The 20,288-nt window shown below is 72.9% G+C and carries 19 protein-coding genes and 1 pseudogene; 17 read left to right on the top strand and 3 right to left on the bottom strand.

The genetic code is table 11. The features are described 5' to 3' along the window. Positions 1–51 precede the first annotated feature (51 nt). On the bottom strand, positions 52–921 hold the full coding sequence (locus ACY1JF_RS28400) for an SCO6745 family protein (RefSeq protein ID WP_462708115.1): 870 nt from the start codon (positions 919–921) through the stop codon (positions 52–54). Positions 922–1,532: 611 nt separating this feature from the next. Between ACY1JF_RS28400 and ACY1JF_RS28395 the strand changes: the two genes are divergently transcribed. Continuing rightward, on the top strand, positions 1,533–2,051 hold the full coding sequence (locus tag ACY1JF_RS28395; protein ID WP_462708147.1) for an ATP-binding protein: 519 nt from the start codon (positions 1,533–1,535) through the stop codon (positions 2,049–2,051). Positions 2,052–2,120: 69 nt separating this feature from the next. Here the strand turns inward: ACY1JF_RS28395 and idi are convergent, their stop codons facing one another. Next, positions 2,121–2,714 carry an isopentenyl-diphosphate Delta-isomerase gene (idi, locus tag ACY1JF_RS28390; protein ID WP_462708114.1) on the bottom strand — a complete coding sequence of 198 codons (594 nt, stop codon included), beginning with the start codon at positions 2,712–2,714 and terminating at the stop codon, positions 2,121–2,123. A 282-nt stretch (positions 2,715–2,996) separates the two neighbouring features. Beyond that, complete coding sequence (locus tag ACY1JF_RS28385) at positions 2,997–3,938, bottom strand: cation diffusion facilitator family transporter (RefSeq protein WP_462708113.1); 942 nt, start codon at positions 3,936–3,938, stop codon at positions 2,997–2,999. A gap of 437 nt (positions 3,939–4,375) precedes the next feature. On the opposite strand from ACY1JF_RS28385, the gene ACY1JF_RS28380 reads away from it, so the two are divergent. The 16 genes and pseudogenes from ACY1JF_RS28380 to ACY1JF_RS28305 form a co-directional block, all read left to right on the top strand. Beyond that, positions 4,376–6,199 (top strand): DUF5941 domain-containing protein, encoded by a 1,824-nt coding sequence (locus ACY1JF_RS28380; protein WP_462708112.1) that lies wholly within the window; start codon positions 4,376–4,378, stop codon positions 6,197–6,199. Beyond that, positions 6,196–6,948: a phosphocholine cytidylyltransferase family protein gene (locus tag ACY1JF_RS28375; protein ID WP_462708111.1), complete on the top strand. Its 753-nt coding sequence runs from the start codon at positions 6,196–6,198 to the stop codon at positions 6,946–6,948. The genes ACY1JF_RS28380 and ACY1JF_RS28375 overlap by 4 nt, the downstream gene beginning before the upstream one ends. Further along, complete coding sequence (locus tag ACY1JF_RS28370; RefSeq protein ID WP_462708110.1) at positions 6,936–7,997, top strand: iron-containing alcohol dehydrogenase family protein; 1,062 nt, start codon at positions 6,936–6,938, stop codon at positions 7,995–7,997. The genes ACY1JF_RS28375 and ACY1JF_RS28370 overlap by 13 nt, the downstream gene beginning before the upstream one ends. After that, the gene (locus tag ACY1JF_RS28365; protein ID WP_462708109.1) at positions 7,975–8,754 is read left to right on the top strand and encodes a CDP-alcohol phosphatidyltransferase family protein; all 780 of its coding nucleotides are present in this window, start codon (positions 7,975–7,977) and stop codon (positions 8,752–8,754) included. Before ACY1JF_RS28370 ends, ACY1JF_RS28365 begins: the two co-directional genes overlap by 23 nt. Positions 8,755–8,762: 8 nt before the next feature. Beyond that, entirely contained in the window at positions 8,763–9,635 is an 873-nt protein-coding gene (locus ACY1JF_RS28360; RefSeq protein WP_462708146.1) for a glycosyltransferase family 2 protein, read from the top strand. 98 nt (positions 9,636–9,733) lie between these two features. Then, on the top strand, positions 9,734–10,669 hold the full coding sequence (locus ACY1JF_RS28355) for an ABC transporter permease (RefSeq protein WP_462708108.1): 936 nt from the start codon (positions 9,734–9,736) through the stop codon (positions 10,667–10,669). Continuing rightward, positions 10,662–11,441, top strand: coding sequence for an ABC transporter ATP-binding protein (locus ACY1JF_RS28350; RefSeq protein ID WP_462708107.1), 780 nt, complete (start codon positions 10,662–10,664; stop codon positions 11,439–11,441). The genes ACY1JF_RS28355 and ACY1JF_RS28350 overlap by 8 nt, the downstream gene beginning before the upstream one ends. A 361-nt stretch (positions 11,442–11,802) precedes the next feature. Beyond that, positions 11,803–12,705 (top strand): squalene synthase HpnC, encoded by a 903-nt coding sequence (gene hpnC / locus ACY1JF_RS28345; RefSeq protein ID WP_462708106.1) that lies wholly within the window; start codon positions 11,803–11,805, stop codon positions 12,703–12,705. Next, on the top strand, positions 12,702–13,649 hold the full coding sequence (hpnD, locus tag ACY1JF_RS28340; RefSeq protein WP_462708105.1) for a presqualene diphosphate synthase HpnD: 948 nt from the start codon (positions 12,702–12,704) through the stop codon (positions 13,647–13,649). Before hpnC ends, hpnD begins: the two co-directional genes overlap by 4 nt. Next, positions 13,649–13,762: a DUF6380 family protein gene (locus ACY1JF_RS28335; protein WP_462708145.1), complete on the top strand. Its 114-nt coding sequence runs from the start codon at positions 13,649–13,651 to the stop codon at positions 13,760–13,762. The genes hpnD and ACY1JF_RS28335 overlap by 1 nt, the downstream gene beginning before the upstream one ends. Next, positions 13,747–15,177, top strand: a pseudogene (hpnE, locus tag ACY1JF_RS28330) (hydroxysqualene dehydroxylase HpnE); the annotation flags it as partial. The gene ACY1JF_RS28335 and the pseudogene hpnE, both read left to right, overlap by 16 nt. A 65-nt stretch (positions 15,178–15,242) precedes the next feature. Further along, positions 15,243–16,307, top strand: a complete 1,065-nt coding sequence (locus ACY1JF_RS28325; protein ID WP_462708144.1) for a polyprenyl synthetase family protein — start codon at positions 15,243–15,245, stop codon at positions 16,305–16,307. A 107-nt stretch (positions 16,308–16,414) separates the two neighbouring features. After that, on the top strand, positions 16,415–18,445 hold the full coding sequence (shc, locus tag ACY1JF_RS28320; protein ID WP_462708104.1) for a squalene--hopene cyclase: 2,031 nt from the start codon (positions 16,415–16,417) through the stop codon (positions 18,443–18,445). Beyond that, entirely contained in the window at positions 18,445–19,086 is a 642-nt protein-coding gene (locus ACY1JF_RS28315) for a phosphorylase family protein (protein WP_462708103.1), read from the top strand. Before shc ends, ACY1JF_RS28315 begins: the two co-directional genes overlap by 1 nt. A gap of 5 nt (positions 19,087–19,091) precedes the next feature. After that, positions 19,092–20,114, top strand: coding sequence for an adenosyl-hopene transferase HpnH (gene hpnH, locus ACY1JF_RS28310; protein WP_462708102.1), 1,023 nt, complete (start codon positions 19,092–19,094; stop codon positions 20,112–20,114). 4 nt (positions 20,115–20,118) lie between these two features. Then, on the top strand, positions 20,119–20,288 hold a 170-nt coding region (locus ACY1JF_RS28305), incomplete at its 3' end, for a flavodoxin-dependent (E)-4-hydroxy-3-methylbut-2-enyl-diphosphate synthase (protein WP_462708143.1).

Raw genomic sequence — 20,288 nt, 5'->3', positions numbered from 1 at the left:
CCACACCTCACACCGGGTTTCCGACGGTTTTCCCGCCGACGCCCCACCACCTCACGCCTTCCCGAACAGATCCGCCGGGAAGGCGCCCGCGTCCACCGCGACGCGGGCGAAGGCCGCCCCCAGTTCGGTCAGCCGCGCGACACCCGCCGCGCCGAGGTGCTCGTACGGGCCGGCGTCCAGCCGGTCCGTCTCCCGCTCGATCTCCGCGCGCAGCGCCGCGCCCTCCTCGGTCAGTTCCCCGGCGCCGTCGAGCAGCCCGCGGCCCCGCAGCCGGGCGACCGCCGCGTCCCACTCCTCCTGGGTCCAGCCGCGCGTGCCGAACACCCATTTGGGAGCCAGCCCCTTGCCGGTCGCGGTGTGCGTCACCAGCGCCTCCAGACCGTCCAGACCCGCGGCCACCAGCACGGCCAGGTGCCCGTCGCCGCGGTGCTCGCGCAGCAGGGTCGCGGCGTGCCAGTAGGCCAGGTGCGGCGCGTCGGGCACCGGCAGGTCGGCGTGGGCGGAGTACAGCGGCCGGGCGGCGCGCGAACAGCCCTCGGCGGCGCGCAGCGCCAGCCCGGCGGCCTCCGACATCTCGGCCGACCCCAGGACCTCCTCTCCCAGCAGACGCCGCAGGGTGGCGTCGACGGCACGCGCGCGTGCCGCGAGGGCCTGTTCCGGGGTCACCGTCGTCCAGACGGCCGGGACGTGCCGGGCGACCAGTTCGTGCTTGTAGTTGTAGAAGGCGGCGGTGACCACGCCCGCGCCGACCGGCCCCAGCGCGGCGGCCCGTACGGCGAAGTTGACGGCCCGGGGATCGGTGACCCCGAGGGCACCCAGCTCCCGGCCCAGGTCGGGCGAGAAGTAGTGCGTCGAGTGCAGCGAGTTGAGCACGGTGTGGCAGCGGCGGCCAGGGCGCCGGTCGATCGCGGCAGTCGTCATGCCGAGCACGTTACCAACCGGTCAGTATGTACGGAACGGCCGTGCGGCCGGTTCATCCCGGCGGGCGGGCCCGTCAAGTGGAGCGGGGTGGGCGGCGCTCCAGGAACGCGGCGACGCCCTCCCGCGTGCCGCCGCTGCCGTCCGCCCGTTCCACCCGGTGCGCCTCCCGCCCGGCGTGCCTTACGGAAGGCGCCGTCCGCGCCGGTGGGCACCAGCACCCGGACCGCAGGGTCCGCGGCGAGGGTGCCGAGCGGCGGGGGCGGCGCCCGCCGCATCGCGGCCGTCAGGGTGTCGGACCTGGCCGGGCGGCGGATGGCGGCGGCGGCCGCCGCCTCCGCGGCGCGGCGGCCGGGGCTCCACGCACCGGATGTCACCGGCCGCTTCGGCCCCCTCGTGTCCCGTCCGTCCGGCGGTCAAACCAGTACAACCGGAATAGTCCGCCGAGACGGCGCAACCGGGACAGGATCAGTCTCACAACTGACTCTGTCATACGCCAACGGTCAGAACCGCTCGATACGCGCTGACTTCCATTCAGCACCTCGGGGCGGAGCGACTCGTTACCAACACTCAGTGGTGTGGTGACAACCGAGCGCAAGGGTGGCGACCTGACGATGGACGACCACGAGCGGGAGGACGGTGCGGTTCCGGTTCCCGGACCCCGATCGCGTCCGGAAGCGGGGAGACCCGCGGACCGGGCGGACCCCCCGCCGTACGAAGGCGTCTGGCGGTTCACCGCCCCCTGCGTCGAGGCGTCGGTCCCGCAGGCGCGGCACGCCGTGCGTGACCTCCTGGCCCACCAGGGCGTACCGGTCTCCCCGGACGTGGCCGACGGACTGCTGCTGATCGTCTCCGAGCTGGTCACCAACGCCGTCCGGCACGCGGCGGTGCTCTCGCCGACGCTCGCCGTGGAGGTCGCCGTCGGCTCCGGCTGGCTCCGGCTGTCCGTCGAGGACGACCACCCCTACCGCCCGATCGCCCTGGAGACCGACCACGGCCGGACCGGTGGCCGGGGCCTGCTGCTGGTCCGGGAGATCACCCGGGAGGCCGGCGGGGCCTGCGACGTCGCCCACACGGCGAGCGGTGGCAAGGTGGTCTGGGTGGCCCTGCCGCTCGGCCGCGCCTTCCCGTAGGGCGCCCGCACGGTCGCGCGGCGCACGGGTCCGCCACCGGAGCGCGGGCCCATCGGCCGGTGCGCTGGCTCACCAGCCGGCGGACGGGCCCGTCAGCTCGCGGACGGCCGGACGCGCCGCGTCCAGCACCGTCATGAACCACGCCGAGAAGGTGTCCCGCGCGTGCCGCTCGGCCAGCTCGGCCGGGGAGGCGAAGACCGTCTCGGCGACCTCCGCCGGGTCCGGCCGCGGCGCGGCCTGCACCAGGCCCACGAAGAGGTGGTTGTACTCCTGCTCCACCAGCCCCGAGGCCGGGTCCGGGTGGTTGTAGCGCACCGTGCCCGCCTCGGCCAGCAGCGACGGGGAGACCCCCAGCTCCTCGAAGGTCCGCCGGGCCGCCGCCGCGAAGGGCGACTCACCCGGGTAGGGGTGGCCGCAGCAGGTGTTGGACCACACACCGGGGGAGTGGTACTTGCCGAGCGCCCGCTGCTGGAGCAGGAGCCGGCCGCGCTCGTCGAAGAGGAACACGGAGAAGGCACGGTGCAGCAGGCCGGGCGGCTGGTGCGCGGCCAGCTTCTCCGCGGTGCCGATCGTGACGCCGTCCTCGTCGACGAGTTCCAGCAGAATCGCGTCCGCGGCGCCGCTCGACGAACTGTTCGCCGCGGTGGCAGGAGTGATCGGCATACCCATCCTTCGCATCGGTCCTCGCGCCCCAGTGTGCCGTACGCGGCCGGTGCTCCCGGCGCTTCCCCGCCCGCATGTCCCGCACCGCCGCGCGGGCGGCGGTGCGGCCGGCCGGGCGCCGGAGCGGACCCGGCCGGTGATCGTGCCCGGTCCGCGGACGGGGAACCGCCCCGGCCGGGCCCGTCGGGGATCAGGACGCCCGCGGACCGGCGGACGGCTGCGTTCTTGGGCGCCTTCCCCCGAAGACGCGCCCCTTCTCGATGTCCGTACGCCCCCACCGCCTCAGTGGCACAGCCGCGCCTCGTGCTCCGCGTGCCCGCCAGGCTCCAGCTGGAAGGTGCAGTGCTCCACGTCGAAGTGGTCGCCCAGGCAGCCCTGGAGTTCGTGGAGCATCTTCTCGTGGCCGGTCGCGCCCAGCGCCGCCGAGCCGACCACCACGTGCGCGGAGAGCACCGGCATGCCGGACGTGATCGTCCACGCGTGCAGGTCGTGCACGTCCTCCACCCCGTCGAGGGCCAGTATGTGGGCCCGTACCTCGGCGATGTCGACGTCCTTCGGCGCCGCCTCCAGCAGGACGTCCAGCGTCTCGCGCAGCAGCTTCACCGTCCGCGGCACGATCATCACGCCGATGACGAGCGAGGCGACCGGGTCGGCGGCCTGCCAGCCGGTGGTGACGATCACCAGGGCGGACACGATCACCGCGACCGACCCCAGCGCGTCCGCCGCCACCTCCAGGAACGCGCCGCGCACGTTCAGGCTCTCCGCCCGCCCCCGTGTCAGCAGCACCAGCGACACCGAGTTCGCCACCAGGCCGATCCCGCCGAACACGACGGTCAGCCCGCCCGCGGTGCCGGCCGGCGTGACGAACCGCTCGACCGCCTCGTACAGGACGTAACCGCCCACCCCCAGCAGCAGCAGACAGTTGGCCAGCGCGGCCAGGATCTCGGCGCGGGCCAGCCCGAAGGTGCGCCGGTCGCTGGGCGGCCGGCCGGCGAAGTGGACCGCCAGCAGGGCCATGCCCAGCCCCACCGCGTCGGTCGCCATGTGCGCCGCGTCGGCGACCAGCGCGAGCGAGTCGGCCAGCACGCCGCCGACGATCTCCACGACCATCACGGTGAGCGTGATCATCAGGGCCACCCGCAGCCTGCCCCGGTACGCCGCGGTCGCCGTACCGCCGGCGGGCGCGTGCCCGTGGCCGTGCCCGTGATCGTGCCCAGCCCCCATGGAAGCCGCCTTCCTCTCGTCCGCCGGGAGCACAGTGAACTACGGGCCGGCACCATCCGGCAACGCGGCACTGAACACCGTTGTCATTCGCTCTGACCTGCGAAAACGTTCCGCAGGTCAGTGTGGGCGAGGGGCGTTCGGCCGGGCCGGCCCACCCCCTCGCGCGCCCCCGGCGGCACCCCGCGCCCGGGCCCTGGGCCGGCCGTCGGCCCAGGACGGGCGGAGCGCGGTTTGTGGGCCGGGCCCCGCATCCCCGATGATGATCGCGGCAAAGGCGTGGGCACGTCGTGTCGACCGTCCGTGAAACGGCCGGTGAACGCGGCGTTCCGGTCATCCGATAACCTCTGCCGACATGCCGCCCGGGGGCTGTGCACACAGGCGCCCCCCACCATGCACAGGCCCGGCGCACGGCGTCGGCATCCAGGGAGTGAGTTCGGTTGTCGACCGCCATCCTCACCGGTCAGCCGGTTCCCGGTTCGTCGATCGAGGCGGATCTGCGGGAGCTGGGCTTCGAGGTCCGCCTCGCGGCCGACGCCGCCGACGCCGGGACCCAGCTGGCCCGGGTGCCCGGTGGTGAACGGGTCGCCGTCGTCGACGCCCGCTTCGTCGGCCACCTGCACACCCTGCGCCTCGCCCTCACCGACCCCCGCTTCCCGCTGGCCGCCGTCCCCGGCGCCGTGACGGCCCAGCCGGCCGGACGCCAGGCCCTGGCCCGCGCGATGGCCCGCCAGGCCCCCGCGGGCGGCGGCGCGGGCGGCACGCCGGCCGACGGCCTCGCCGACCGCATCGTCACCGCCCTCGACGACGAGGACGGCACCGAGGTGCACCGGCCCGAGCTGGGCAGCCTGGTCGCCGCCGTCCCCGCCGACCCGCAGGCCCGCAACGAGGCCCGGCAGGCGGTCGCCGCCGTCGACGACGAGGCGGTCCGCCTGAAGTCGGCGGTCAAGGCCCGCGACGGCTTCTTCACCACCTTCTGCGTCAGCCCCTACTCCCGCTACCTCGCCCGCTGGTGCGCCCGCCGCGGCCTGACCCCCAACCAGGTCACCACCGCCTCGCTGCTCACCGCCCTCATAGCGGCGGCCTGCGCGGCCACCGGCACCCGCGGCGGCTTCGTCGCCGCCGGCCTCCTGCTCCTCTTCTCCTTCGTGCTGGACTGCACCGACGGCCAGCTCGCCCGCTACTCCCTCCAGTACTCCACCCTCGGCGCCTGGCTGGACGCCACCTTCGACCGGGCCAAGGAGTACGCCTACTACGCCGGCCTCGCCCTCGGCGCCGCCCGCAGCGGCGACGACGTATGGGCGCTGGCGCTCGGCGCGATGGTCCTGCAGACCTGCCGGCACGTGGTCGACTTCTCCTTCAACGAGGCCAACCACGACGCCACCGCCAACACCAGCCCCACCGCGGCCCTCTCCGGCAGGCTCGACAGCGTCGGCTGGACGGTCTGGGTCCGCCGCATGATCGTGCTGCCCATCGGTGAACGCTGGGCGATGATCGCCGTCCTCACGGCCGCCACCACCCCCCGGATCACCCTCTGCGTCCTGCTGATCGGCTGCGCCTTCGCCGCGGCGTACACCACGGCCGGCCGCGTCCTGCGCTCCCTGACCCGCAGGGCCCGCCGCACCGACCGGGCCGCGACGGCGCTGGCCGACCTCGCGGACAGCGGGCCGCTCGCCGAGGCGCTGACCCGGGGCCTGCGCAGGCTGCCCGCCAGGGCACCGGCCGCCGCCCGCGCCGGTCTGGCGCTGACCGGGGCGGTCCTGCTGGTCCTCGCCGCCGCCCTGGAGCCCTACGGCGGCGCCCTGCCGGTCGCGGCGGCCGTCCTGTACGCCCTGACCTCGGCGGCCACCGTCGCCCAGCCCCTCAAGGGCGCCCTCGACTGGCTGGTCCCGCCCTTCTTCCGCGCCGCCGAGTACGGCACCGTCTTGCTGCTGGCGGCCCGGGCGGAGGTGAACGGAGCCCTTCCTGCGGCTTTCGGGCTGGTGGCGGCCGTCGCCTACCATCACTACGACACGGTCTACCGCATCCGCGGCGGCGCGGGGGCACCCCCCGACTGGCTGCGGCGGGCCGTCGGGGGGCACGAGGGCCGCACGCTGCTGGTCACCCTGTCGGCCGCGCTGCTCACCGCCGCACAGTTCACCGTCGCGCTCACGGTCCTCGCCGTGGCCGTGGCCCTGCTGGTGCTCGTCGAGAGCATCCGCTACTGGGTGTCCGCCCACCGGGCCGGCTCACCCGCCGTACACGACGAAGGAGAAACCGCATGATCGGCCTCGTGCTCGCGGCCGGCGCCGGACGGCGTCTGCGTCCCTACACCGACAGCCTGCCCAAGGCGCTGGTGCCGGTGGGGCCCGCGGGCATAGAAGGCGAACCCACGGTTCTCGACCTCACCCTCGGCAACTTCGCCGAGATCGGCCTGACCGAGGCCGCGGTCATCGTCGGCTACCGCAAGGAGGCCGTCTACGAGCGCCAGGCGGCCCTGGAGGCGAAGTACGGCCTCAAGCTCACCCTCATCGACAACGACAAGGCCGAGGAGTGGAACAACGCCTACTCCCTGTGGTGCGGGCGTGACGCCCTCAAGGACGGCGTCATCCTCGCCAACGGCGACACCGTGCACCCGGTCTCCGTCGAGAAGACGCTGCTCGCCGCCCGCGACGGCGCCAAGCGGATCATCCTCGCCGTCGACACGGTCAAGCCCCTCGCGGACGAGGAGATGAAGGTCGTCGTCGACCCCGCCCTGGGCGTCCGGCGGATCACCAAGCTGATGGACCCGGCCGAGGCCACCGGCGAGTACATCGGCGTCACCCTCATCGAGGGCGGGGCCGCCGCCGAACTGGCCCAGGCCCTGAGGACGGTCTGGGAGAACGACCCCCAGCAGTTCTACGAGCACGGCTACCAGGAACTGATCGACGGCGGCTTCCGCGTCGACGCGGCACCGATCGGCGACGTCGACTGGGTCGAGATCGACAACCACGACGATCTCGCCCGGGGACGGGAGATCGCGTGCCAGTACTGACCCGGCTGATCCCCTCGCCGCTGGTCGTCGACATCCGCCCGGGTGCCCTCGACGACCTCGGCTGTGTCCTCGCCGACGAGCGCATCTCGCACTCCGGCCGCCTCGCCGTCGCCGTCAGCGGCGGCTCCGGCGCCCGCCTGCGCGACCGCATCGCCCCCTCCCTCCCCGGTGCCACCTGGTACGAGGTCGGCGGCGGCACCCTGGACGACGCGGTCCGGCTGGCCGGCGACATAAAGGCCGGCCACTACGACGCCGTCGTCGGACTCGGCGGCGGCAAGATCATCGACTGCGCCAAGTTCGCCGCCGCCCGGGTCGGCCTGCCGCTGGTCGCCGTGCCGACCAACCTCGCCCACGACGGCCTGTGCTCCCCGGTCGCCACTCTCGACAACGACGCGGGCCGCGGCTCCTACGGCGTGCCGAACCCGATCGCCGTCGTCATCGACCTCGACGTCATCCGCGAGGCCCCCGTGCGCTACGTACGGGCCGGCATCGGCGACGCCGTCTCCAACATCTCCGCGATCGCGGACTGGGAACTGGCCAACCGGATCAAGGGCGAGCGGATCGACGGCCTGGCCGCCGCCATGGCCCGCCAGGCCGGCGAGGCCGTGCTGCGCCACCCCGGCGGCGTCGGCGACAACGACTTCCTCCAGGTGCTGAGCGAGGCGCTGGTGCTCAGCGGCATCGCCATGTCCGTCTCCGGCGACTCACGGCCGTCCTCCGGGGCCTGCCACGAGATCAACCACGCCTTCGACCTGCTCTTCCCCAGGCGCGCCGCCGCCCACGGCGAGCAGTGCGGCCTGGGCGCGGCCTTCGCGATGTACCTGCGCGGGGCGCACGGGGAGTCGGTGTACATGGCCGAGGTGCTGCGCCGGCACGGACTGCCGGTGCTGCCGGAGGAGATCGGCTTCACCCCCGAGGAGTTCGTCCGCGCCGTGGAGTTCGCTCCCGAGACCCGGCCCGGCCGATACACCATCCTCGAACACCTCGACCTGAAAACCGACCAGATCAAGGACGTCTACACCGACTATGTCAAGGCCATCGGTAGCTGAACTACGTCCGGTCGTCCACCCCGCGGGGGTCAAGGACCGGCGCAGCGGTGAGCACTGGATGGGACGCCTCTACATGCGCGAGGTGTCCCTGCGGGTCGACCGCTACCTGGTGAACACCAGGGTCACGCCCAACCAGCTCACGTACCTGATGACCGTCTGCGGCGTGCTCGCGGCCCCGGCGCTGCTGGTGCCGGGGGTCTGGGGCGCCGTGCTCGGCGTCGTCGCGGTCCAGCTCTACCTGCTGCTGGACTGCGTCGACGGCGAGATCGCCCGCTGGCGCAAGCAGTACTCGCTCGGCGGCGTCTACCTGGACCGGGTCGGCGCCTACCTCACCGACGCGGCCGTCCTGGTCGGGCTCGGCCTGCGCGCCGCCGACCTGTGGGGCACGGGGCGCATCGACTGGCTGTGGGCCTTCCTCGGCACCCTGGCCGCGCTCGGCGCCATCCTGATCAAGGCCGAGACCGACCTGGTCGGCGTCGCCCGCCACCAGAACGGGCTGCCGCCGGTCAAGGAGGCCGCCGCCGAGATGCGCTCCTCCGGCATGGCCCTGGCCCGCCGGGCCGCCGCCATGCTCAAGTTCCACCGCCTCATCCTCGGCATCGAGGCGTCCCTGCTGATCCTGGTCCTCGCCCTCGCGGACCACGTCCGCGGAGACCTCTTCTTCACCCGCCTCGGCACCGCCGTGCTGGCCGGCATCGCCCTCCTGCAGACCCTGCTGCACCTGGTGTCCGTCCTGGCCTCCAGCAGGCTGAAGTGAGCCGCCCGATGAAGGTCGGCGCCGTCATCATCACCATGGGCAACCGCCCCGGCGAACTGCGCGCCCTGCTCGACTCGGTCGCCAAGCAGGAGGGCGACCCGGTCGAGGTCGTCGTCGTCGGCAACGGCTCGCCCGTGCCCGACGTGCCCGACGGCGTGCGCACCGTGGAGCTGCCCGAGAACCTCGGCATCCCCGGCGGCCGCAACGTCGGCATCGAGGCGTTCGGCCCCGGCGGCAGCGAGGTCGACATCCTGCTGTTCCTCGACGACGACGGCCTGCTGGCCCGCACCGACACCGCCGAGCTGTGCCGCGAGGCGTTCGCGGCCGACGAGCGGCTCGGCATCGTCAGCTTCCGCATCGCCGACCCGGCCACCGGCGAGACCCAGCGCCGCCACGTCCCCCGGCTGCGCGCCGCCGACCCGATGCGCTCCTCGCGGGTCACCACCTTCCTCGGCGGCGCCAACGCGGTACGGACCGCCGTCCTGAAGGAGGTCGGCGGCCTGCCGGACGAGTTCTTCTACGCCCACGAGGAGACCGACCTCGCCTGGCGGGCCCTGGACGCGGGCTGGATGATCGACTACCGGTCCGACATGGTGCTGTACCACCCGACGACCGCGCCCTCGCGGCACGCGGTCTACCACCGCATGGTCGCCCGCAACCGGGTCTGGCTGGCCCGCCGCAACCTGCCTGCCCCCCTGGTCCCGGTCTACCTCGGCGTCTGGATGCTGCTCACGCTCGCCCGCCGCCCCTCGCGCCCCGCGCTGAAGGCGTGGTTCGGCGGCTTCCGGGAAGGCTGGACCACCCCTTGCGGTCCCCGCCGCCCCATGAAGTGGCGTACGGTGTGGCGGCTGACCCGGCTGGGCCGACCCCCCGTCATCTGAGATGCTCGTACCCGGCGCACCGGGCGGCCCCGTCCGGGCCGCCCGTACGTGTCAGGCCGGTACCGGCCGCGCATCTTCGAAGACGAAAGTTTCCACTAGTGAGTGAGACAACGCACGACGGCACGGTCACGGCGACCAAGCCCGTGCCATCCGACGAGGGCCTCACGGCGGCACAGCTCGCCGAGAAGTACGGCCTCTCCGTGAGCGGCGCCCGGCCCTCACTCGTCGAGTACGTCCGCCAGCTCTGGGACCGGCGGCACTTCATCCTCGCCTTCTCCCGGGCGAAGCTGACCGCCCAGTACAGCCAGGCCAAGCTCGGCCAGCTCTGGCAGGTGGCCACCCCGCTGCTGAACGCCGCCGTCTACTTCTTCATCTTCGGCCTGCTGCTCGGCGCCCGCCGGGGCATCCCGCACGACATCTACGTGCCGTTCCTGGTCACCGGCGTGTTCGTCTTCACCTTCACGCAGTCCTCGGTGCTCGCGGGCGTCCGCGCCATCTCCGGCAACCTGGGCCTGGTCCGCGCGCTGCACTTCCCCCGGGCCTCGCTGCCCGTCTCCTTCGCGCTCCAGCAGCTCCAGCAACTGCTGTACTCGATGATCGTGCTGGTCATCATCATGATCGGCTTCGGCAGCTATCCGAGCCCCGCCTGGCTGCTGGTGGTGCCCGCGCTGACGCTCCAGTTCCTCTTCAACACCGGCCTCGCGCTGATCTTCGCCCGGATGGGCAGCAGGACCCCCGACCTGGCCCAGCTGATGCCGTTCGTGATGCGCACCTGGATGTACGCCTCCGGCGTGATGTTCTCCATCCCGGCGATGCTCGCCGACAAGGACGTGCCGGGCTGGCTCAGCGACGTGCTCCAGTGGAACCCGGCCGCCCTCTACATGGACCTGATCCGCTTCGCGCTGATCGACGGCTACGGCTCCTCCTACCTGCCGCCGCACGTCTGGGCCTTCGCCCTGGGCTGGGCGGTCCTGGCCGCAGTGGTCGGCTTCGTCTACTTCTGGAAGGCCGAGGAGAGGTACGGCCGTGGCTGAGCGGCACCAGGGCGACCGGGTCCCCACCGTCATCGCCGACGACCTGCACATCGTCTACCGCGTCAACGGCGCCCGCACCGGCAGGGGAAGCGCCACCGCCGCCCTGAGCCGGATACTCAGGCGCGGTGAGGAACGCGGCGTGCGCAAGGTGCACGCCGTGCGGGGCGTCTCCTTCGTCGCCTACCGGGGCGAGGCCATCGGCCTGATCGGCTCCAACGGCTCCGGCAAGTCCACCCTGCTGCGCGCCATCGCCGGCCTGCTCCCCGCCGAGAGCGGCAAGGTCTACACCGACGGCCAGCCCTCCCTGCTGGGTGTGAACGCGGCCCTGATGAACGACCTGACCGGCGAGCGCAACGTCATCCTCGGCGGCCTCGCCATGGGCATGTCGCGGGAGCAGATCAAGGAGCGCTACCAGGAGATCGTCGACTTCTCCGGCATCAACGAGAAGGGCGACTTCATCACCCTCCCGATGCGCACGTACTCCTCCGGCATGGCCGCCCGCCTGCGCTTCTCCATCGCCGCGGCCAAGGACCACGACGTCCTGATGATCGACGAGGCCCTCGCCACCGGTGACCGCTCCTTCCAGAAGCGCTCCGAGGCCCGCATCCGCGAGCTGCGCAAGGAGGCCGGCACGGTGTTCCTGGTCAGCCACAACAACAAGTCCATCCGCGACACCTGCGACCGGGTGCTGTGGCTGGAGCGCGGCGAACTGCGCATGGACGGCCCGACGGACGAGGTGCTCAAGGAGTACGAGAAGTTCGCCGGCAAGTGACCCGCACGGCCCCGAGGCCCCGCCGGAGCCGTTCCGACGGGGTCTCACGTCCGTGGCGCAAGCGTCAACTCCGGTCGGGCGCAGGAATCTTGGCGCCAATCGGTGTGTTGTTGTGATGTGCGTACGCCCCCCGCGCGGCTCGATGAGTTGTACAACGTAAGCTGTACCGGTCCCGAAACGCGGCACATGGGGCGATAATGCCCGGCACCCTCAGTCAGGGCCGCCGCACGGGCAGTCGGGCGGCGTGTCCGAAATAGTGTGTATTGCGTAGGCAGTGTAGAACGGGAGATGTGACGGCAATGGCTACGGAGACTCCCCATCGCCGCGAGGCGTGCGCCGTCCCCGCCCCCGGCGGCCGGCGATGACGGCCACCGGGACGGCACCAGCCGTCGACCCGGAGCGCGGCACGCTCGCCAAGGCCGCGGGGGAGAACTTCCCCGTGGCCCCCTTTTTCCTGCCCCGCCAGTGGCGTGCCGACCTCATGGCCGTCTACGGCTTCGCCCGCCTGGTCGACGACATCGGCGACGGCGACCTGGCCCCCGGCGGCACCGACGCCCGCCTCCTCGGCGTCCCCCCGGAGCGGGCCGGTGACCGGACCGTCCTGCTCGACGCCTACGAGACCGATCTGCGCCGGGTCTTCGACGGCACCCCGCACCACCCCATCCTGCGCCGCCTCCAGCCGACCGTGCGCCGCCGCGCGCTGACGCCCGACCCCTTCCTCGGCCTGATCGCCGCCAACCGCCAGGACCAGCTGGTCTCCCGCTACGAGACCTACGACGACCTCCTCGCCTACTGCGAGCTGTCGGCCAACCCGGTCGGCCGCCTGGTCCTCGCCGTCACCGGCACCTCCACACCCGAGCGAGTCCGCCGCTCCGACGCGATCTGCACCGCCCTGCAGATCGTCGAGCACCTCCAGGACGTCGCCGAGGACCTGGCCCGGGACCGGATCTACCTGCCCGCCGAGGACATGAAACGCTTCCACGTCCAGGAAGCCGACCTCGCCGCGGAATCCGCTGGCGCGTCGGTGCGCGCGCTGATCGCCTACGAAGCACAACGCGCCCGCGACCTCCTGGATGAAGGCGCCCCGTTGGTGGGTAGCGTCCACGGCAGGCTCAGACTGCTGCTGGCGGGCTTCGTGGCGGGAGGAAGGGCGGCGCTCCGGGCGATCGCCGCCGCCGGGTTCGACGTGCTTCCCGGCCCGCCCAAGCCCGGCAAGGCGCAGTTGCTGCGCGAGGCGGGCGCGACTCTGCGAGGAGAGGGGTGACCCGGACGGTGGAGTCAGCACCCGTGCCCGCACCGGTACTCGCCGCGTACAGCTACTGCGAGGCCGTCACCGGACAGCAGGCCCGCAACTTCGCGTACGGCATCAGGCTGCTGCCCACGCCCCAGCGGCGGGCGATGTCGGCGCTGTACGCCTTCTCGCGGCGCGTCGACGACATCGGCGACGGCGTGCTCGCCCCCGACGTCAAGGTGGCCAGGCTCGACGACACCCGGGCCCTGCTCGCCCGGATCCGCGAGGGCGCCGTCGACGAGGACGACACCGACCCGGTCGCGGTCGCCCTCGCGCACGCGGCGCGGCGGTTCCCCATCCCGCTCGGCGGGCTCGACGAACTGATCGACGGCGTCCAGATGGACCTGCGCGGCGAGACCTACGAGACCTGGGACGACCTGAGGGTGTACTGCCGGTGCGTGGCCGGCGCCATCGGGCGGCTCTCGCTCGGCGTCTTCGGCACCGAACCGGGCGCGCGCGGCGCCGAGCGCGCACCCGAGTACGCCGACACGCTCGGCCTCGCGCTCCAGCTCACCAACATCCTCAGGGACGTCCGCGAGGACGCCGAGGACGGGCGGACCTACCTGCCCGCCGACGACCTCGCCAAGTTCGGCTGCTCGGCCGGGTTCAAGGGACCCAGACCACCGGAGGGCTCCGACTTCGCGGGCCTCGTGCACTTCGAAGTGCGTCGGGCCCGCGCCCTTTTCGCCGAGGGCTACCGGCTGCTGCCCATGCTCGACCGGCGCAGCGGCGCCTGTGTCGCCGCCATGGCCGGCATCTACCGCCGTCTGCTCGACCGCATCGAGCGCGATCCCGAGGCCGTGCTGCGCGGCCGGGTCTCGCTGCCCGGACGCGAGAAGGCCTACGTCGCCGTGCGCGGCCTGTCCGGTCTGGACGCCCGGCACGTCACGCGCCGGACCGTCAGGAGGCGCGTCTGATGGACACCACGGTCCAGGGCGACGAGGCCGGGGAGAAACGGGGGGCAACCCTCCGCCGCCCCACCGCGTCCCTGACGGAAACGGCAGGCCCGACGGGGGAGGGCGCACGATGACCCATGGCGACGACGCGCCGCGCGCCCCCAAGGGGCACACCGTCGTGGTCGGCGGCGGGCTGGCCGGCGTCACCGCCGCGCTCGCGCTCGCCGACGCCGGGGTCCGCGTCACCCTCCTGGAGGGCAGGCCGCGACTGGGCGGGCTCGCGTTCTCCTTCCGGCGCGGCGCGCTCACCGTCGACAACGGCCAGCACGTCTATCTGCGCTGCTGCACCGCCTACCGCTGGTTCCTCGACCGCATCGAGGGCACCGCGCTGGCACCGCTGCAAGAACGTCTCGACGTACCCGTCGTCGACGTCGCCAGGCCCGAGGGACGACGGCTCGGCAGGATCCGGCGCGACGCGCTGCCCGTACCCCTGCACCTGGCGCGCAGCCTCGCCACCTATCCGCACCTCCCGCTCGCCGACCGGGCCGGGGCGGTCCGTGCCGCGCTCGCGCTGGGCCGGCTCGACCTGGCCGATCCGTCCCTGGACACCCGGGACTTCGGCGGCTGGCTGGCCGCGCACGGCCAGTCGCCGCGCGCCGTCGAGGCCCTGTGGGACCTGGTCGGGGTCGCCACCCTCAACGCGGTCGCCGCCGACTGCTCCCTGGGGCTCGCCGCGATGGTGTTCAAGACCGGTCTGCTGTCCGACCCGGGCGCGGCCGACATCGGGTGGGCCCGCGTCCCGCTGGGAGAACTGCACGACCGGCTGGCCCGCAAGGCGCTCGACTCCGCCGGCGTCCGTACCGAGGTCCGCGCACGCGTCACCTCCGTCTCCGCGGACGAGAACGGACGGTGGAGCGTTCGGGTTCCGGGCGAGAGGATCGAAGCGGACGCGGTCGTCCTCGCCGTACCGCAGCGCGAGGCGCACGGCCTGCTGCCCGCCGGCGCGCTCGACGCCCCCGAACGGCTCCTGGAGATCGGCACCGCGCCGATCCTCAACGTCCACGTCGTCTACGACCGCACGGTGCTGAACACCCCGTTCCTCACGGCCCTCGGCTCCCCGTTGCAGTGGGTGTTCGACCGCACCGAGGCCTCCGGCCTGACCGAGGGCCAGTACCTGGCGGTGTCGCAGTCGGCCGCGCAGGACGAGATCGACGCCCCCGTGGCCGTGCTGCGCAAGCGGTACCTGCCCGAACTGGAACGGCTGCTGCCCCGGGCCCGGGGCGCCGAGGTGAAGGACTTCTTCGTGACCAGGGAGCGCACCGCGACGTTCGCCCCCGCCCCCGGCGTCGGACGGCTCAGGCCCGGCGCCCGCACCAAGGCACCCGGCCTGTACCTGGCCGGAGCGTGGACCGCCACCGGGTGGCCCGCGACCATGGAGAGTGCGGTCCGCAGCGGCGTCGGCGCGGCGGGCGCCGCGCTCGGCGCCCTGGGCCGGTCCCGCGACGTCCTCCCCGACTTCTTCGAGGACTCCTTCGAGGAGGCGGCATGAGGACCGATCCGCGCGGCACCGACCGCACCCCCGGTACCGCAACTGGAGGAGAGACTGTGCCCACTGTGCCCCCGGCCCCGGCGGCCGACCGACGGACCACGGTGGACGTGACCGCGCTGCTGGAGCGCGGCCGGACCCTGGCCACGCCGGTGCTGCGGGCGTCCGTAGACCGTCTGGCGCCTCCGATGGACACCGTCGCCGCCTACCACTTCGGCTGGATCGACGCCCAGGGCAAGCCGGCCGACGGCGACGGCGGCAAGGCCGTCCGGCCCGCGCTGGCGATGCTCTCCGCCGAGGTCACCGGGGCGGACCCGCGCACCGGCGTGCCCGGCGCGGTCGCCGTCGAACTGGTCCACAACTTCTCGCTGCTCCACGACGACCTGATGGACGGTGACGAACAGCGCCGCCACCGCGACACCGTCTGGAAGGTGCACGGCCCCGCCCAGGCCATCCTGGTCGGCGACGCCCTGTTCGCCCTGGCCAACGAGGTGCTCCTGGAGATCGGCACGGTCGAGGCGGGCCGGGCCACGCGCCGGCTGACCGCCGCCTCCCGCGCCCTGATCGACGGTCAGGCCCAGGACATCTCCTACGAGCACCGCGACCGCGTCAGCGTCGAGGAGTGCCTGGAGATGGAGGGCAACAAGACCGGCGCCCTGCTCGCCTGCGCCTCCTCCATCGGCGCGGTCCTCGGCGGCGCCGACGAGCGGACCGCCGACACCCTGGAGAAGTACGGCTACCACCTGGGCCTCGCCTTCCAGGCGGTCGACGACCTCCTCGGCATCTGGGGAGACCCGGACGCCACCGGCAAGCAGACCTGGAGCGACCTGCGCCAGCGCAAGAAGTCCCTCCCGGTCGTCGCCGCCCTCGCGGCGGGCGGACCCGCCTCCGAGCGGCTCGGCGAGATCCTCGCCGCCGACGCCAAGAGCAGCGACTTCGCGAACTTCTCCGAGGAGGAGTTCGCGGCCCGCGCCGCCCTCATCGAGGAGGCGGGCGGGCGCGAGTGGACCGCCGGGGAGGCGCGTCGCCAGCACACCATCGCCATCGAAGCCCTGGACGCCGTCGACATGCCCGTGGAGGTACGGGACCGGTTCGCGGCGCTCGCCGACTTCGTCGTCGTACGAAAGAGATGATCAGTATCGGTCGAATAGTCCTCGCCTAGTCGCCGGCCGGTGCCCGCGCACCGGCCGACGGCGGACCCGCAGCAGACAGCACACGCACACTGCACGAAGGGGAAGCCATGACAGCGACGACCGACGGAAGCACCGGGGCGACACTGCCGCCCGGCGCAGCCGCGGCCAGCCACACCGACAACTCCCTCCCCGAGGCGGCCGGGGCGCAGGAGGCCGCCGCCCGCGCCGCCCGGCGCGCCACCGACTTCCTGCTCTCGAAGCAGGACGTGGAGGGCTGGTGGAAGGGCGACCTGGAGACCAACGTCACCATGGACGCCGAAGACCTGCTGCTCCGTCAGTTCCTGGGCATCCTCGACGAGGACACCACGCGCGCCGCCGCCCTCTTCATCCGCGGCGAGCAGCGCGAGGACGGCACGTGGGCCTCCTTCTACGGCGGCCCCGGTGAGCTGTCCACCACCATCGAGGCGTACGTCGCCCTCCGCCTGGCCGGTGACGCGCCCGACGCGCCGCACATGGCGAAGGCCGCCGAGTGGGTCCGCGGCCGGGGCGGCATCGCCGCCGCCCGGGTCTTCACCCGCATCTGGCTGGCCCTGTTCGGCTGGTGGAAGTGGGAGGACCTGCCCGAACTCCCTCCGGAACTGATCTGGTTCCCGACCTGGGTGCCGCTCAACATCTACGACTTCGGCTGCTGGGCCCGGCAGACGATCGTGCCGCTGACCATCGTGTCGGCCAAGCGCCCGGTGCGGCCCGCGCCCTTCGCGCTGGACGAGCTGCACACCGACCCGGCCGACCCCAACCCGCCCCGGCCCCTCGCCCCGGCCGTCACCTGGGACGGCGCCTTCCAGCGCGCCGACCGGCTGCTGCACGCCTTCCGCAAGGTCGCCCCGCGCCGGGTGCGCCGCGCCGCGATGAACGCCGCCGCCCACTGGATCATCGAGCGGCAGGAGAACGACGGCTGCTGGGGCGGCATCCAGCCGCCGGCGGTGTACTCGATCATCGCCCTCTACCTGCTCGGCTACGACCTCCAGCACCCCGTCGTGCGGGCCGGGCTGGAGTCCCTGGACCGGTTCGCCGTGTGGCGCGAGGACGGGGCCCGGATGATCGAGGCATGCCAGTCCCCGGTGTGGGACACCTGCCTGGCCACCATCGCGCTGGCCGACGCCGGGCTGCCCGCCGACCATCCGCAGCTCGTGAAGGCCGCGGACTGGATGCTCGGCGAGCAGGTCGTGCGTCCCGGCGACTGGTCGGTGAAGCGGCCCGGACTGCCGCCCGGCGGCTGGGCGTTCGAGTTCCACAACGACAACTACCCCGACATCGACGACACCGCGGAGGTCGTCCTCGCGCTGCGCCGGGTCAAGCACCACGACCCGGAGCGGGTGGAGCGGGCCATCGGCCGCGGGGTGCGCTGGAACCTGGGCATGCAGTCGAGGAACGGGGCCTGGGGCGCCTTCGACGTCGACAACACCAGCCCCTTCCCCAACCGGCTGCCGTTCTGCGACTTCGGCGAGGTCATCGACCCGCCGTCGGCCGACGTCACCGCCCACGTCGTCGAGATGCTCGCCGCCGAGGGCCTCGCCCACGACCCGCGCACCCGGCGCGGCATCGAGTGGCTGCTGGCCGAACAGGAGGCGGACGGCTCCTGGTTCGGCCGCTGGGGCGTCAACTACCTCTACGGCACCGGGTCCGTCGTCCCCGCGCTGGTCGCGGCCGGCCTGCCCGCCTCCCACCCGGCGATCCGCCGCGCGGTGGCCTGGCTGGAGTCCGTGCAGAACGACGACGGCGGCTGGGGCGAGGACCTGCGCTCCTACCGGTACGCGCGGGAGTGGAGCGGCCGGGGCGCCTCGACCGCCTCGCAGACCGGCTGGGCGCTGATGGCCCTGCTGGCGGCGGGGGAGAAGGAGTCCAAGGCCGTCGAGCGGGGCGTGCGGTGGCTGGCCGAGACCCAGCGGGAGGACGGCTCCTGGGACGAGCCGTACTTCACCGGCACCGGCTTCCCCTGGGACTTCTCCATCAACTACCACCTCTACCGACAGGTCTTCCCGCTCACCGCGCTCGGCCGGTACGTGCACGGCGAACCCGCCGTCACCCGGCCGAGGACCGGTGGCGGCGCGCGGCTCGCCGAGGCGAAGGCGGGCTGATGAGCCGCCCGCCCGTGCCGGCGCCGCTGCTGATCGCCTGTGCGCTCGGCATCGAGCACCTGGCCCTGCGCTCGGGCGGCCGTGCCGGCGCGGACGGACCGGTCACCGTCCTGCGTACCGGCATGGGCCCCAAGGCGGCCGAGCGGTCGGTCACCCGGGTCCTGGCCGACCCGGCGCTGGCCGGCGCCGCCGTGCTGGCCACCGGCTTCTGCGCCGGGCTCGCCCCGGGGATGCACCCCGGTGACCTGGTCGTCGCCGAGGAGACCCGGGAGCCGCGCGGCACCGTCGGCTGTGTGGGGACCGAGCTGCTGGTCAAGGCGCTGAAGCGGGCCGTACCCGGCCGTACCGTGCACACCGGGCCGCTGACCGGTTCCGGCCATGTGGTCCGCGGCTGCGAACGCGCCGCACTGGGGGCGACCGGCGCGATCGCGGTGGACATGGAGTCCGCCGTCACGCTTCTGAGCGCCGTCCGTACGGCCGTGCGCCCGGTTGCGGCCGTACGGGTGGTCGTGGACGCTCCAGAACATGAACTCGTCCGGATCGGCACGGTGCGCGGTGGAATATCTGCTTTCCGTGTCCTTCGTTCCGTTCTTCCCGCTTTCTGTGAATGGCACCGTTCTTTGTCGCTCCCCCGGAGGTGAGCCAGATGGCAATGCCGCTTCGTCAGTCCATCAAGGTCGCTACGTATCTGGCCGGACAGAAGCTCCGCAGGCGGAGCAAGTTTCCGCTCATCGTCGAATTGGAACCGCTTTTCGCCTGCAACCTGAAATGCGAGGGATGCGGCAAGATCCAGCACCCGGCGGGTGTGCTCAAGCAGCGCATGCCGGTCGCCCAGGCCGTGGGCGCGGTGCTGGAGTCCGGCGCCCCGATGGTCTCCATCGCGGGTGGCGAGCCGCTGATGCACCCGCAGATCGGCGAGATCGTGCGCCAGCTGGTGTCCAAACGGAAGTACGTCTTCCTGTGCACCAACGCCATGCTGCTGCGCAAGAAGATGGACGAGTTCACGCCCTCTCCGTACTTCGCCTTCACGGTGCACATCGACGGTCTGAAGGAGCGGCACGACGAGTCGGTGGCGAAGGAGGGCGTCTTCGACGAGGCCGTGGCGGCGATCAAGGAGGCCAAGCGGCGCGGCTTCAGAGTCACCACCAACTCGACGTTCTTCAACACCGACACCCCGCAGACCATCATCGAGGTCCTCGACTACCTCAACGACGACCTCAAGGTCGACGAGATGATGGTCTCGCCCGCCTACGCCTACGAGAAGGCGCCCGACCAGGACCACTTCCTCGGCGTCACCCAGACCCGGGAGCTGTTCAGGAAGGCGTTCGCGGGCGGCAACCGGCTGCGCTGGCGGCTCAACCACTCCCCGCTCTTCCTGGACTTCCTGGAGGGCAAGGTCGACTTCCCGTGCACCGCCTGGGCGATCCCGAACTACTCCCTCTTCGGCTGGCAGCGCCCCTGCTACCTGATGAGCGACGGGTACGTGCCGACGTACCGGGAGCTGATCGAGGAGACGGACTGGGACAAGTACGGCCGGGGCAAGGACCCGCGCTGCGACAACTGCATGGCGCACTGCGGTTACGAGCCCACCGCGGTGCTGGCCACCATGGGTTCCCTGAAGGAGTCCCTGCGCGCCCTGCGCGAGACGGTCTCCGGGAACCGGGCGTGATGCCATGACGGCCGTTCCCCTGGGGCTGCCCGGAGTGCCGGCCCGGCCGGTCGCCGCGCGGCGCGTGTCGCGGCGGATCCAGGTCGGCTCGGTGGCCGTGGGCGGTGACGCGCCGGTGTCGGTGCAGTCGATGACGACGACGCGCACCTCGGACATCGGCGCGACCCTCCAGCA

This window comes from Streptomyces sp. SYSU D01066-1 (assembly GCF_054956795.1).
The sequence above is the reverse complement of the archived record's forward strand: the minus strand, read 5'-3'. Positions and strand labels throughout refer to the sequence as shown.

What these genes read in the sequence shown, in the direction of transcription:
- ACY1JF_RS28400 (WP_462708115.1), bottom strand. Translation starts at nt 921, where the DNA reads ATGACGACTGCCGCGATCGACCGGCGCCCTGGCCGCCGCTGCCACACC.
- ACY1JF_RS28395 (WP_462708147.1), top strand. Translation starts at nt 1,533, where the DNA reads ATGGACGACCACGAGCGGGAGGACGGTGCGGTTCCGGTTCCCGGACCC.
- idi (WP_462708114.1), bottom strand. Translation starts at nt 2,714, where the DNA reads ATGCCGATCACTCCTGCCACCGCGGCGAACAGTTCGTCGAGCGGCGCC.
- ACY1JF_RS28385 (WP_462708113.1), bottom strand. Translation starts at nt 3,938, where the DNA reads ATGGGGGCTGGGCACGATCACGGGCACGGCCACGGGCACGCGCCCGCC.
- ACY1JF_RS28375 (WP_462708111.1), top strand. Translation starts at nt 6,196, where the DNA reads ATGATCGGCCTCGTGCTCGCGGCCGGCGCCGGACGGCGTCTGCGTCCC.
- ACY1JF_RS28365 (WP_462708109.1), top strand. Translation starts at nt 7,975, where the DNA reads ATGTCAAGGCCATCGGTAGCTGAACTACGTCCGGTCGTCCACCCCGCG.
- ACY1JF_RS28360 (WP_462708146.1), top strand. Translation starts at nt 8,763, where the DNA reads ATGAAGGTCGGCGCCGTCATCATCACCATGGGCAACCGCCCCGGCGAA.
- hpnC (WP_462708106.1), top strand. Translation starts at nt 11,803, where the DNA reads ATGACGGCCACCGGGACGGCACCAGCCGTCGACCCGGAGCGCGGCACG.
- ACY1JF_RS28335 (WP_462708145.1), top strand. Translation starts at nt 13,649, where the DNA reads ATGGACACCACGGTCCAGGGCGACGAGGCCGGGGAGAAACGGGGGGCA.
- shc (WP_462708104.1), top strand. Translation starts at nt 16,415, where the DNA reads ATGACAGCGACGACCGACGGAAGCACCGGGGCGACACTGCCGCCCGGC.
- ACY1JF_RS28315 (WP_462708103.1), top strand. Translation starts at nt 18,445, where the DNA reads ATGAGCCGCCCGCCCGTGCCGGCGCCGCTGCTGATCGCCTGTGCGCTC.
- hpnH (WP_462708102.1), top strand. Translation starts at nt 19,092, where the DNA reads ATGGCAATGCCGCTTCGTCAGTCCATCAAGGTCGCTACGTATCTGGCC.